Origin of the sequence: Pseudomonas sp. SMN5 (genome assembly GCF_052041925.1) — a bacterium.
Classification (GTDB): Bacteria; Pseudomonadota; Gammaproteobacteria; order Pseudomonadales; family Pseudomonadaceae; genus Aquipseudomonas.
This window is the reverse complement of sequence record NZ_JBKGGX010000010.1, coordinates 154,920-166,891: the sequence shown is the minus strand read 5'-3', so window position 1 is coordinate 166,891 and position 11,972 is coordinate 154,920. Positions and strand designations below refer to the sequence as shown.

The following is an 11,972-nucleotide window of genomic DNA, read 5'->3' as shown; positions in this document are numbered from 1 at the left end:
CGGGTCGGCTGCGTTCGGATGAACCGCAGCGGCTCTAGGCGCTGACAATCGATTTCGGCTCCAGGAACGACTCCAGTCCAAAGACACCGAACTCTCTGCCGATGCCCGATTGCTTCAGGCCGCCAAACGGCGCCAGTAGCTCTGGCGCGATACGGTTGATCATCACCGTCCCGGCTTCGAGCCGGGACGCCACGGCCTGGGCACGCGAGCGATTCTGCGAAAACACATAAGCCTGGAGCCCATAGACCGTGTCGTTGGCGATACCGATCGCCTGCTCATCGGTGTCAAAGGCCATGATCGATAGCACGGGCCCGAAAATCTCGTCGCGAGCAATGTCCATATCGACACTGACCTCGGCGAATATCGTCGGCTGTACAAAATATCCACGCTCCTGTCCGGCTGGACGGCCCAAGCCACCGGCAACCAGCCTGGCACCTTGTTCGATGCCGCGATGAATGTAGCGCTGGACCCGTTCATATTGAGCAAGGTTGACCAGTGGGCCGATAGCCGTGTCCGGATCGTGTGGGTCGCCCACCCGCAGTGTCGCGGTATACGCTTGCACAGCACTGATCACTTCCTCCAGTCGGTTTCGTGGCACCAGCAGGCGCGTGCCGGCCACGCAGGCCTGGCCGTTATTCATGAAGGCGGCGTTCATGATCAAGGGCAGGGCAGTGGTCAGATCCGTATCGTCCAGCACAATTGACGCCGATTTACCGGTCAATGCCAGGCTTACACGCTTCATGCTCTCGACGCCGGCTTGGGCAATCACTTTTCCGGTCGCTGTCGAACCGGTGAAGGAAATCTTTGCGACATCAGGATGACGACTCAGCTCATCGCCAACATCGTGGCCCCGTCCTATCAGGATGTTGAAGATGCCTGCGGGCAGCCCGGCGCTGTGCAGTGCCTCGCTCAGGACCCGAGTCTGTAACGGGCTCAGCTCGCTCGGCTTGATCACGCTCGTACACCCTGCAGCGATGGCCGAGGCGAGCTTGCTGCAAACCGTGCCGGCAACGCTGTTCCAAGGAGCAATCAGCGCGGCAACGCCCACCGGCTCCATCCTGACTTGCGCGGCACCGATGACACGAGTCAGCGGATAGTCCTCCAGGGTTTGCGCGGCATTGGCAAAAGATTGGGACACATATTGACTGATCCACTGGGTACGCGCGAATACGCCGCCATACTCTTCAGTCGCCGAATCGCGAATCTGCTGGGCGCTGCCCAACACCGCAGCCTGAAGCTGCCTGAGCATCTCGATGCGCTCGGCTTTGGTTGTGCGTGCAAATGTGTGCTGCGCTCTACGGGCGGCCTGGATGGCTGAAATTGCATCAGCACGATTTGCCAGTGTGGCAGTGCCCAGGATCGTTTCGGTCGTGGGGTTGATGACGTGGATGACCTCCGTGCCCTGTACCGGGATGAAAGCGCCATCGATGTAAGCCTCTGTAATGTTCCACATGATTGAACCTGGTCTGGATTCGAAATGAGGAGATCAGGCTAGCGGTTCGTCTTCAGGCTGATAATCGGATCAAATGCGGATGAATTATCAAGGAATCCGGGACAATGTATAAAAGTGGCCTGATCGAACTGGAAGTCGTGCTGGCGGTCGCCAGGCGAAGAGGGTTTCGCGCGGCAGCCATTGACCTGAACATGTCCACCACAGCGGTCAGCAACGCCGTTGCCAGCCTGGAGGCACGGCTGGGCGCACGGTTATTCCATCGCACCACCCGCAGCGTATCCCTGACTGAAGCCGGGCAACACTTTGTCGATCAGATAGGCCCAGCCGTCAGCCATATCCAGAACGCAATGGAGACCGTGCTGCAGGCCAACCCTGTAATGACAGGAACGCTGCGCATCAACAGTTCGTTGGGCGCGGCGCTGATGGTTTTCCAACCTGTACTGCTCAAGTTTCTACAGCGATACCCCGGCATGACGATCGATATCACGACCGAGGGAAAAATGGTCGACATCATCGCCGAGGGATTCGACGCGGGTTTACGACCCAGTGCCCGGGTGCCACGGGATATGATTCGAGTGCCTATCATGCAGAACGTGCAGATGGTGGTCGTAGGTTCGCCTTGCTACTTTGCCAGTCACTGCGAACCCGTGGTTCTCGAAGACCTGGTGGATCAGGCCTGTATACGGGCGCGTCTTCCTGACGGCGCATTATCGCCTTGGGAATTCGTCCGCGAGGGTCAGCCAATGACCGCCGATGTACACGGACCGTTGGTATTGGACACGCCGGTGCTGATGCTGGAAGCGGTCAGGCAAGGAGTAGGGCTTGCGCAATTGCCTCAATGGTATGTCAGGAACGAACTGGCTGATGGACGCCTGATTGAAATACTCGCGCAGTGGGCGCCTGCCGCGTTTGATCTGTCCCTGTATTACGCCGGCCATCGGCACATACCCGCCGGCCTGCGGGCCCTGATCGATCTGATTCACGAAGAGGCCGGCTCGTCTTAGCTTTCAGTGCCATCAACCGCAGATGATTCGGCCTCGGCAGCCATCTTCAGCCGGTCAGCCTTACTGATGTACTTGGGCTTCTTCGGCGCAAGTTTGGCGCTGGCCTTTTTGGCTTTTGCCTTGAACAGTTGCTGCAGTTTCTTCTGGCGATTCATGATCTCAACAGCTCCTGGGTCAAAAGGGTCAGCATCCTGAAGCAAGGAGCGGGGCGAGGGCAATGGTCGATCTACTCAGGATCATGACAACACACGCAAAGCTTGTTGCCTTCAGGGTCGCGAAAGTACGCACCATAAAAATCAGGATGGTATTCAGGTCGCAGGCCTGGAACGCCTTCGCATGTCCCGTTCAGTTTCAAAGCCAACGCATGAGCATTACGGACAGTCTTTCGATTCATTGCCAGCAAGGCTGTCATCTGTCCATTCCCAGGTGTTGCCAGTCCGCCATCGAACGGTTTTCCCACCACAAATAGGGGACGCGCCAATTCCGGATGCTTCCAACCGGCCCATGGACGTTCCAGGTCCTTGAACTTCATTTCCAGCCCGAGCAACTGCATCAGCGCTTGATAAAACGAAAGTGATCGATCGAAGTCATTCACGCCTACGAGTACATGTGAAATCATTTTTTGCCCCAGGGAAAAGCGTACGTGAGTCATAGTCAGTACGCTTGATTGAGTTCAGCGTACCAGTCAGCGTATCGAGTATTGACGACAAGACACTGGTTCACATCAGGCGCTCCGTCATCCCACCAAGGCGCACCGCGTTCACCCAACGCCACTTTGGCTTGATTGACAGCCGAACGCGCCATGGCCAACGCTGCGTCATCGGCATCAGCCTTGGCGAGTTTGACTGAGCGTCGAGCGGCCATCAAAGCTTTCACCCAGCGATCTCGATCTGCATGGCTCAGATGAGGATTGGTGCAGCGCCACAGACGACCCTTGACGACAAAATAGCGACCATCAGGAGTGACGGGATGATGAGCAGAGCCTCCCATGCGTGTTTATACAAGTACACATAATGTATATTATGTTAAACAAAGATTCTGGCTTTACTGGATAGCCACGCCATCTGGCTCCAAAGCGGACGCCAAGCCAACAACCTGGTTGTCCGAATCGGCACAGCTGAAACGGCACCTTTTCCGGACGTTGATTCACTGCCCTGCTCCCTTCGCACTGTCAAAGCTTTGCCGGAGAAGCTCATACAGACGGCGCGCAGATCGATCAAACCCTACCTACGGATTTTTCATGGCTCATATCAAACTGCATCAGCCCCAGCTCTTTGATGGTGCCGGCGGCGAAGTCGATGAACGCTGAAACCGCACGGGGCAATTGGCGACGGCTGTGATAAACGAAGTGGACGCCTATCGCGCCTGAAGTGTAATCAGGGAGCACTTCCTTCAGACGCCCGGCCTCGACATGGGTTGCGGTGATTGCGGCGGGCAGTAGCGCTATGCCCAATCCGGCCAGCGCCCCTTGGAGCTGAGCAAAAGAGGTATTGGCCTGAAAAGGTCCATCCACTTCCACGGTTGCTGCTTGATTGTCGACGCCTCCCAATCGCCAGGTGGTGCGCGGCCCACCGTAAGACGGCGTGGTGATGCAGTGATGGACACTCAGATCAGTGGGTTGTGCCGGAACGCCGCGTGCCGCCAGGTAGCCTGGACTCGCTACAAGGGTTTGGTAACTCGTGCCGAGCTTACGTGCGAACAGTGACGGATCTCGATCACCTCCGCGCATCGCGACGTCAATGCCCTCGCCCAGGAGATCGACTCGGGCATCATCGCGGCCCGAGGACTGGGGCTAGATGTGTGTCCCATGTCCGGTTTCCACAATGCGATCATTGACGATGCTTTTTTCAGCGGCACTTCGTGGAAGGCGAACTTCATTTTCACCATCGGACATGGTGACGATTCCCGTCTTTATCCACGTGATCCACGTTTGTCTTTTGAAGAAGCCTGCCGCTTCGAGTGACATCCTCGCACCGGGCTCCGCCCATAGTGAGGGTCCGATGCGGTGCACACAAGGTAATCGACTGCATTCACCAGATATCATCCTGGCTCGGGCAATCCGATTGCCGCACTACAGTCGTCACAGGAATCCAGTTAAATTAAAGTCTCCAGACCTGATGAGGCTCGGTGTCATGCCTTCAGAATCCAATGTTCTTCTCAAAAGCCGCGGGCAACGCGGCGCGGACCTGTTCGTAGAGGTGCTTCGCAGCGAAGGTGTACGCTACGTCTTCGGCAATCCGGGAACAACCGAACTGGCTTTGCTCGACGCCCTCTCCGGGGCCTCAGACATCCAATATATCCTCGGTCTCCAAGAGACCTCCGTGGTCGCGATGGCCGATGGTTACGCGCAGGCATCCGGTCGCCCCGGCTTCGTCAACCTCCATACGGCCGGTGGGCTCGGCAATGCAATGGGCGCAATTCTCAACGCGAAAATGGCCAATACGCCGCTTGTCATTACGGCGGGTCAACAAGACACGCGACATGGCGTGACCGACCCGCTGCTCCACGGAGACCTCGTCGCCCTCGCCCGCCCGAGCGTCAAATGGGCGGAGGAAATTCATCATCCCGAGCATATCCCGATGCTGCTGCGTCGTGCGTTTCAGGACTGCCGCACGGGGCCGGCCGGCCCGGTTTTCCTTTCCCTGCCGATTAACGTGATGGAGCAGCACGCGGATGTGACGGTCGGCCCACCATCGCGAATAGAACGCGGGGCCGTGACCGGGGCGATTGAAGAACTGGCCGCTGCCTTAGCGACAATCACCCCCGGCCGCCTGGCAATTATCGTGGGAGAGGAAGTGATCCAGTCGAGCGCGGAAGTCGAAGCCGTGATGCTCGCCGAAGCGCTCGGCGCGCCGGTCTACGGGCCATCCTGGCCCGGGCATATTCCGTTCCCGACGGCTCATCCGCAGTGGCAGGGAACGTTGTCTGCGAAGGCTTCCGATATCAGGGAGGCGCTCTCTGACTTCGACGCGGTCTTTCTGCTCGGTGGCCATTCGTTGATCAGCTATCAATATTCCCAGGGGCCGGCTATTCCACCTCACTGTCGCCTTATCCAGTTGACCGGCGATGGGCACCAACTGGGCAGAGTCCACGAGACAGCGCTAGGGCTGATCGGGGATTTAAAACTCTCCTTGCAAGCGCTGTTGCCGATACTGGACAAGCAATTGGACCCACACAGCAAGGCCATTGCGACGCTGCGACACAACGCTGGCCAGGGACGCGATGCACGTCGTGCCGACGTCGCCGCTCGCGTCAGTCGCGAATTCGACACGCCGGTGACAACGCCTTTCGTGGCTGCCCACGAGGCTGTCCGGGCTATCGGGCCGGACGTCTGGATCGTCGACGAAGCACCCGCCACGATTGCTCATGTTCGTGCCTGCCTGGATTCCCACTCGGCTCGCCAGTATCTTTTTACCCGCAGCGCCATCCTGGGCTGGGGCATGCCGGCGGCTGTCGGTACGTCGCTTGGCCTGGATCGCAGCCCGGTCGTCTGCCTGGTCGGTGATGGTTCGGCAATGTACTCACCGCAAGCACTCTGGACGGCGGCGCATGAACGGCTGCCGGTGACGTTCGTTGTCATGAACAACGGCGAATACAACATTTTGAAGAACTACGCTCGTAGCCAGGCGCACTACCGAAGTGCAAGCACTCACCAATTCATCGGCATGGACCTCTGCAACCCGGCCATCGATTTCCTGGCCCTCGCCTCTTCCCTGGGCATCCCTTCGCGCAGGATCGAGCGCGCCAGCGATATTGCGGGAGCTGTCGAAGAAGGTATTCGCTCAGGCTGCCCGAATCTCATTGAACTGCCGATCACGCCCTGAAGAATGGACGCCCCTGGTCGATGCCCCTGCCCAGACGGGCAGTAGGCGATGTGTCCGCCGCCAGGGGCGAAAATCGAAATTACCTGACGCGTTCAAAGATGATGTGAACCCTGGACCCATCGGGGCGCCGAAAATTTTCCACCATCCGGTCGCCATCGATCTTCAGTTGCAAGTCATCCTGCGTACGCACAGCGCCCACCCAGTTTGGAAAAGTAGACCCCTCAACGGTGTTGCCCGTGAACTCGCCATTCTGGTCAACCGTATAGCGTCCGAAGAAACCGATGCTACCCGCCATGGCTGCACGGTTTTCCTCATCGGTGCCTTCGCCACGAACGGCGGAGCGAAACGCCGGCACACGCGGATCAGTGAGCACTTCAACGAACGTCAGCTCTGCGGTGAAAACGAGCCAGCCATGAGGATTGGGTCCATAAGCATCCGAGGTACCGCCCTGACGCTCGACCGTTGCGCTGATGACGCGCCAGGTGCCGACAAATGGATTTTCTGTGCTCGCAAAGGCCGTGGAGAAAACCGAAAAGGCAATCACCGCGCCCACTGCCAATACCCTGTTTTTCAGAGTCATCCGTATCACCTTCCATTAACCGTAAGGACGCGATGTCCTGGTCGAGATAATCGCCAGGCGTAGCTCCCGCGAGGCGGCATTATCCGCCTGACGGCCCAGCTGCCAGCCCAGATACCCCCACAGCAACGCGCAACACGCGCCTACCATTGCGGCCAGGCCGGCGCCCTGCCCCAGCATGTCGAGCACGCTCTTGGCCCAACCACTGATAGCGTCGCCGGCACGATAAACCACAGTGTCGATGACGTTCTTGGCCTTGTATTTACTCTCGGCGTCCAACGGTGCAAAGAGCATCTCCCTGCCCGGCCTGACGAACGCGTACTCGCCGATGCGCCGAATGATCATCAACGCTGCAAGCAGGGCAAATCCGGGCGCCAATGCAAGACCGACGAAGCCGATGCACATCAGCAACGGCACGATGGCCAACAACGCACGGATCCCCAGCTTAGGCGCGATACGACCGGTGATGAACAGCTGGGACAGTAACGCGCCCGCCTGCACGATGATGTCGATGGTGCCGAAAACGCGCACTTGTGAAGCGCGATCCGGGTAAAGCTCGGCCACCAGCCGCGCCTGCTCGAAATAGAGAAAGGTACTGACCGTCGCCAGCAGCACCACGAATCCGGCTATCCCCAGCAGGTAAGGTGACTGGAGCACCGCCGTCAAGCCACTGAACGGGTTGCCTTGCAAGGGCTGGCGGGTGGGTTGCGTCGGCGCGGCGCCAGGACGGCCCGCCCCGCCCGTTTCGCGCCATGTCATCAATGCCCGCTTCAAGACCAGCGTCACGCCGAGCAGCAGCGCCGCCAAGAGCATCAAGCCTGACGCACCGACGGGCTCGATGAGCAGCGCACTCAGGGCTGGCCCCAGCAGGCCGCCGATGCTGGCGCCCGCCGCGATAAAGGCAAATAGCCGCTTGGCCTGCTCGCTGTCGAATACATCCGCCATCAAGCTCCAGGCCACGGATACGACGAACAGGTTATAGACCGAGATCCAGACGTAGAAGACCCGGGCCAGCCAGATGCTGTCCGGCTGGAACTGGAAGACCTCGACGAACATCAACAGGTTGAGCCCGAAGAAACCGTACACCCAATCGATGAGGCGCAGGCGCGGTACCCTGGCACTGAGCCAGGCGAATAAAGGAACGGCCACCAGCATGGCGACGAACGTCGCAGTGAACAACCATTGCAGGTTCTCCACACCCGCCGCGATGCCCATCGACTCGCGGATCGGGCGCAGCATGAAGTAACCGGTGAAAAGGCACAGGAACAACAAGAAACCGCACAGCGCCGCAAACAGCTCACCGTCGCGGGCGTTAACGGCGCGGCTCAGCCGGTGCAGATAGGAAGGCGTACGCATGGGAACTCCAGGGAGACGCTAACAAGTCAGAGGATGGGCACCGGACGAACCCGATGCCCATGTTCGCATCAGGGGTAGGTGATGCCGGTCAGCCGTTCAGAGACGGCCCAGAGCCGCTCGGCATCCGTCTGGTTGGTCGCCGCGGCTGGCGTCTTGGCCAAGCCCAGCGGACCGCGTTTTTCCTCGTCTCCGGTCGGGCCGTAATAGGCTCCACCGTTGGCTTGCGGTGCGGTGGCGGCATATAACGTGGGCAACGCCCCTTGCGCCGCCGAGTGGTACACGTCGCGGTCCTTTGCCCAGCGTTGGCCGAACTCACTGTTGAGGCCCGGACCTCGCGCAATCAACTCGGTGACCGCTACGCCCGGATGCGCGGCAACGCTGCGAATGCCCCACTGTTGGGCATCGCTGCGCCGTTGCAATGCAAAGGCCCACTGCAGGATGGCCAGCTTCGATTGCGCGTAGGCCGCATAAGGGTCGTACTTCTGCTCGAACTGCAGGTCATCGAAATTCACCGTGCCACGCGCCGCTGCAATGCTTGAGAGACTTACCACCCGCGCATCCTCGCTCTGGCGCAAGAGCGGCACCAGCAAGCCGGTCAATGCGAAATGCCCCAGGTAATTGGTCGCCAGTTGGAGTTCGTAACCGTCCGTCGAGGTGCCGCGTTCCGGCGGCGCCATGATGGCGGCATTGTTGATCAACACGTCCAGGCGCGGCAGCGTCTGGTTGAGGCGCTGGGCCAAGCCGCGTACGGATGAAAGGTTGGCCAGGTCCACGGCCTCGAAGCGCACCTTGGCGTCAGGCACCGCCTGTCGAATACGGGCGATGGCTTCGGCTCCGCGTTCAGGATTGCGTGCCGCGATAATCACTTCGGCGCCGGCCCGCGCCAGCGCCAGCGCATCCTCATACCCCATGCCGCTGGTGCCGCCGGTAATCAGGACGATCCTGCCGTTCTGGGACGGAATATCGTCGGTCGACCAGTCGGGTTTCGGGGCAACCCGGGCCGAAGCGTCGACGCTCACGGCGCTGAGCAACGCGACGCCGGCGGCCAGCGCTCGCGCCAGCCTGAGCAGCGGACTCGTGAGGTTCTTGAAATCGAATGCGTAAAAGCTTGTTGTTGTATTCCACATGGTTGAGTGCTCTCTATTTGAAGATGGAACCGATACGGCCAGCGCTCACTGGATGGCGCATGCATCAGACAGTTGCAGGAAGCTGACCCGGCGGATTTCGCCGTGCGTATCCACGTAGGTCATCGTTGCCGGCACCACTTCGCAAACGGGCGATTGCGGCGCCTCGATACGAATGGCCTGGGCGACGTCCAGCGGCATGCCGTACTCGTAAGCCGGTGGTTGCGTTTGTTCTTTGGCAAACAGAGGTGAACCGCTCAAAGTGATGACTGCCAGCAGACTGGCGACCGATACATTCTGGATATTCATGGTGAGACTCCACGACTGCCTTTACCGAGATGGTGGTAGCACTCTAGGAGCAGGACACTGACGTCAAGGTGACTGCCGACTGACAGGAACATGTCAAAGGCCGGCACTGGAGAAACACCGGCTTGCGCTGAATGCAACAGCGCAAATCGAGGGTGTGGCGGCTAGCGCGCTGCCTGGCTTGTCAGGGAGAAACCGAAGGTATTGAGGCCGTCCCTGCTGTGGGCGAACACCCGGCCACCGTGCATGGAGGCCACCGCCCGCACAATGGAGAGCCCCAGGCCATGGTGCGCATCACTTCGTGCACGGGCGGCGTCGGCACGATAGAAACGCTCGAACAAGCGTTCCAGGTGCACGTTATCAATCGGCTCGCCAGTGTTGGATACGCTGACCTCGGCCTGCATGCCGTGGCTGACCAGGCTCACGGTTATCGTGCTGCTCGGCACCGCGTATCGCGCCGCGTTCTGTATCAGGTTCGCCAGGGAACGGTGGAAAAGGCGACGGTCGATGCACATGTGCATGTCGCCTTGGATCACTACGCTCAGTTGCTTGTCATGCAGGACCGGCTCCAGATATTCAACCGTCTTCGACGCCTCTTCGTTCAGCGAGACATCACTCAGCTCGGTTGCGCGCTGGCCGCTTTCGGCGCCCGCCAGGAACAGCATGTCGTTGACGATAGTGCCCATCCGCTCCAGCTCTTCGAGGTTGGACTGCAACAGATCCTGAAGCTCGTTCACGTCCCGCCCATGGGCCAACGCGACCTGAGTCTGGCCGATCAGGTTGGTCAGTGGCGTTCGCAGCTCATGGGCCACATTGGCATTGAAACCTTCGAGCTGGCACCAGGCCGCTTCCTGGCGAGCCAAGGCACCATTGAACGACACCGCCAATTCTTGCAATTCGCCGGGCAGCGCCTCGGTGTCCAGTCGCTGCTTGGAATCTCCCGGTGGCAGGCTGTTGGCCTGACGGCTCAGGCGCCTGACCGGCCCCAGGCCAAAACGCGCGATCCAGTAGCCCAGCAGAGCGACCAGCACGACGCCCAGGGCCGAAGTCAGGACCAGGATCTTGGTGAAATGGTCCAAGGTCTTCATGAACGGGGTCGAATCGAGCCCGACGATAAAACGTAACTCCGGCCGGCTGCCCATGGCCGCGATGGTCTTGATCATCAGCATCAGGGGCCGATCCCGATCAGGTACTTCGACGGTGGAAAAACCATCCGGGCGCTTGGACCAATCCTTGCCGTCCGGCATCGCCCCGCCATAACTGTAGGCGGGGTCGTCAACCAGCACCCAATAGCGCACCCGCTCGTCCGCGGGCGTCAGTCCGTCGAGCTTCTGGCGCAAGCCGATCCAGAATTGCGGCGAATCATATTTTGCGAGCACCGGATCGAGTACGGAATGACGCAGGATCAGCTCGTTCTGCATCTGGTCTTCGAGCGATTGTTTCAAGGAACAGCGCAACAGCGTCGCGCTGACAGCGGTGATGAGCGTGACCGCTAGCGCAAACATCAGGGCAAGCCGCTTGGCAATCGATCCTTTCATCACTGCGCACCGACCGGCCTGTCGTTGGCGTCACGACTCTCCAACACATAGCCCATGCCGCGGACGGTGTGCAGCAGTTTGCGCGGATACGGCACATCGACCTTGGCTCGCACGCGCTTGATCGCAACCTCGACCACGTTGGCGTCGCTGTCGAAATTCATGTCCCAGACCTGTTCGGCAATCATCAACTTGGAAAGAATTTCCCCCTGGTGCCGTGCCAGCAGGCTCAACAGACAGAACTCCTTGGCTGTCAGGTCCAGCCGCACCCCGCCCCGTGTCACCTTGCGTGCTTGCAGGTCGACCTCCAGGTCGTCGATGCGCAGGTGGGTCGGGTCGGCAGCGTCATCGGCACGACGTCGGATCAGGGCCTGGACCCGCGCGACCAGCTCGGCAAAGGAAAAAGGTTTGGCCAGGTAGTCATCGGCGCCCTCTCGCAGTCCCCGGACACGATCATCCACCGTGCCCCTGGCCGACAACATGATCACCGGGGTTTTCTTGTGCAGGCGCAGCCCCTGCAAAACGCCATAGCCGTCCTTGCCTGGCAGCATGACATCGAGGATCACCAGGTCGTAATCCATCTCCACCGCATAGTGCAGGCCATCAATGCCATTGGTCGCGACATCGACAATGTAGCCAAGCTCGCTCAAGCCACGATGGACATAGGAGGACGTCTTTTCTTCATCCTCGACAATGAGCAGACGCATCAAGTGGTTCCTCTGTGGACGCGGGGGCAACCTACAGAGTTTAGACAGGCAAAGTGTCTGGAGGCTGACTGCTTCCTGACATTCTT

The 11,972-nt window shown here is 59.7% G+C and carries 13 protein-coding genes and 1 pseudogene; 3 read left to right on the top strand and 11 right to left on the bottom strand.

Annotation, left to right across the window (positions count from 1 at the left end; genetic code table 11):
• Positions 1–34: 34 nt before the first annotated feature.
• Positions 35–1,453, bottom strand: coding sequence for an aldehyde dehydrogenase family protein (locus tag ACLEJR_RS12470; protein ID WP_440814283.1), 1,419 nt, complete (start codon positions 1,451–1,453; stop codon positions 35–37).
• A gap of 104 nt (positions 1,454–1,557) precedes the next feature.
• On the opposite strand from ACLEJR_RS12470, the gene ACLEJR_RS12465 reads away from it, so the two are divergent.
• Positions 1,558–2,457: a LysR family transcriptional regulator gene (locus tag ACLEJR_RS12465; RefSeq protein ID WP_440814281.1), complete on the top strand. Its 900-nt coding sequence runs from the start codon at positions 1,558–1,560 to the stop codon at positions 2,455–2,457.
• Here the strand turns inward: ACLEJR_RS12465 and ACLEJR_RS12460 are convergent.
• From ACLEJR_RS12460 to ACLEJR_RS12445, 4 genes and pseudogenes are all read right to left on the bottom strand, one after another.
• The gene (locus ACLEJR_RS12460; RefSeq protein ID WP_440814278.1) at positions 2,454–2,612 is read right to left on the bottom strand and encodes a DUF2986 domain-containing protein; all 159 of its coding nucleotides are present in this window, start codon (positions 2,610–2,612) and stop codon (positions 2,454–2,456) included. The genes ACLEJR_RS12465 and ACLEJR_RS12460 overlap by 4 nt on opposite strands.
• Positions 2,613–2,683: 71 nt before the next feature.
• Positions 2,684–3,109 (bottom strand): VOC family protein, encoded by a 426-nt coding sequence (locus tag ACLEJR_RS12455; protein ID WP_440814277.1) that lies wholly within the window; start codon positions 3,107–3,109, stop codon positions 2,684–2,686.
• A 2-nt stretch (positions 3,110–3,111) separates the two neighbouring features.
• Positions 3,112–3,447 (bottom strand): hypothetical protein, encoded by a 336-nt coding sequence (locus ACLEJR_RS12450; RefSeq protein WP_440814275.1) that lies wholly within the window; start codon positions 3,445–3,447, stop codon positions 3,112–3,114.
• A 226-nt stretch (positions 3,448–3,673) separates the two neighbouring features.
• A pseudogene (locus ACLEJR_RS12445) lies at positions 3,674–4,213 on the bottom strand (substrate binding domain-containing protein); the annotation flags it as partial.
• Positions 4,214–4,264: 51 nt separating this feature from the next.
• On the opposite strand from ACLEJR_RS12445, the gene ACLEJR_RS12440 reads away from it, so the two are divergent.
• Positions 4,265–4,420, top strand: a complete 156-nt coding sequence (locus tag ACLEJR_RS12440) for a hypothetical protein (protein WP_440814273.1) — start codon at positions 4,265–4,267, stop codon at positions 4,418–4,420.
• A gap of 169 nt (positions 4,421–4,589) precedes the next feature.
• Positions 4,590–6,281 carry a thiamine pyrophosphate-binding protein gene (locus ACLEJR_RS12435; protein WP_440791837.1) on the top strand — a complete coding sequence of 564 codons (1,692 nt, stop codon included), beginning with the start codon at positions 4,590–4,592 and terminating at the stop codon, positions 6,279–6,281.
• Between the two features lie 79 nt (positions 6,282–6,360).
• On the opposite strand, the gene ACLEJR_RS12430 is transcribed toward ACLEJR_RS12435, so the two are convergent.
• The 6 genes from ACLEJR_RS12430 to ACLEJR_RS12405 form a co-directional block, all read right to left on the bottom strand.
• Positions 6,361–6,861, bottom strand: coding sequence for a lipocalin-like domain-containing protein (locus ACLEJR_RS12430; RefSeq protein ID WP_440814270.1), 501 nt, complete (start codon positions 6,859–6,861; stop codon positions 6,361–6,363).
• A gap of 15 nt (positions 6,862–6,876) precedes the next feature.
• Entirely contained in the window at positions 6,877–8,214 is a 1,338-nt protein-coding gene (locus tag ACLEJR_RS12425) for an NTP/NDP exchange transporter (RefSeq protein ID WP_440791833.1), read from the bottom strand.
• A gap of 68 nt (positions 8,215–8,282) precedes the next feature.
• Complete coding sequence (locus ACLEJR_RS12420) at positions 8,283–9,341, bottom strand: oxidoreductase (protein ID WP_440814268.1); 1,059 nt, start codon at positions 9,339–9,341, stop codon at positions 8,283–8,285.
• Between the two features lie 45 nt (positions 9,342–9,386).
• Positions 9,387–9,647 carry a DUF2790 domain-containing protein gene (locus tag ACLEJR_RS12415; protein WP_440791829.1) on the bottom strand — a complete coding sequence of 87 codons (261 nt, stop codon included), beginning with the start codon at positions 9,645–9,647 and terminating at the stop codon, positions 9,387–9,389.
• A 161-nt stretch (positions 9,648–9,808) separates the two neighbouring features.
• Positions 9,809–11,182, bottom strand: coding sequence for a heavy metal sensor histidine kinase (locus ACLEJR_RS12410; protein ID WP_440814267.1), 1,374 nt, complete (start codon positions 11,180–11,182; stop codon positions 9,809–9,811).
• Positions 11,182–11,886, bottom strand: a complete 705-nt coding sequence (locus ACLEJR_RS12405; protein WP_440814266.1) for a heavy metal response regulator transcription factor — start codon at positions 11,884–11,886, stop codon at positions 11,182–11,184. Before ACLEJR_RS12405 ends, ACLEJR_RS12410 begins: the two co-directional genes overlap by 1 nt.
• Between the last annotated feature and the right edge of the window lie 86 nt (positions 11,887–11,972).

What these genes read in the sequence shown, in the direction of transcription:
- ACLEJR_RS12470 (WP_440814283.1), bottom strand. Translation starts at nt 1,453, where the DNA reads ATGTGGAACATTACAGAGGCTTACATCGATGGCGCTTTCATCCCGGTA.
- ACLEJR_RS12465 (WP_440814281.1), top strand. Translation starts at nt 1,558, where the DNA reads ATGTATAAAAGTGGCCTGATCGAACTGGAAGTCGTGCTGGCGGTCGCC.
- ACLEJR_RS12460 (WP_440814278.1), bottom strand. Translation starts at nt 2,612, where the DNA reads ATGAATCGCCAGAAGAAACTGCAGCAACTGTTCAAGGCAAAAGCCAAA.
- ACLEJR_RS12455 (WP_440814277.1), bottom strand. Translation starts at nt 3,109, where the DNA reads ATGACTCACGTACGCTTTTCCCTGGGGCAAAAAATGATTTCACATGTA.
- ACLEJR_RS12450 (WP_440814275.1), bottom strand. Translation starts at nt 3,447, where the DNA reads ATGGGAGGCTCTGCTCATCATCCCGTCACTCCTGATGGTCGCTATTTT.
- ACLEJR_RS12440 (WP_440814273.1), top strand. Translation starts at nt 4,265, where the DNA reads ATGTCCGGTTTCCACAATGCGATCATTGACGATGCTTTTTTCAGCGGC.
- ACLEJR_RS12435 (WP_440791837.1), top strand. Translation starts at nt 4,590, where the DNA reads ATGCCTTCAGAATCCAATGTTCTTCTCAAAAGCCGCGGGCAACGCGGC.
- ACLEJR_RS12430 (WP_440814270.1), bottom strand. Translation starts at nt 6,861, where the DNA reads ATGACTCTGAAAAACAGGGTATTGGCAGTGGGCGCGGTGATTGCCTTT.
- ACLEJR_RS12425 (WP_440791833.1), bottom strand. Translation starts at nt 8,214, where the DNA reads ATGCGTACGCCTTCCTATCTGCACCGGCTGAGCCGCGCCGTTAACGCC.
- ACLEJR_RS12420 (WP_440814268.1), bottom strand. Translation starts at nt 9,341, where the DNA reads ATGTGGAATACAACAACAAGCTTTTACGCATTCGATTTCAAGAACCTC.
- ACLEJR_RS12415 (WP_440791829.1), bottom strand. Translation starts at nt 9,647, where the DNA reads ATGAATATCCAGAATGTATCGGTCGCCAGTCTGCTGGCAGTCATCACT.
- ACLEJR_RS12410 (WP_440814267.1), bottom strand. Translation starts at nt 11,182, where the DNA reads ATGAAAGGATCGATTGCCAAGCGGCTTGCCCTGATGTTTGCGCTAGCG.
- ACLEJR_RS12405 (WP_440814266.1), bottom strand. Translation starts at nt 11,886, where the DNA reads ATGCGTCTGCTCATTGTCGAGGATGAAGAAAAGACGTCCTCCTATGTC.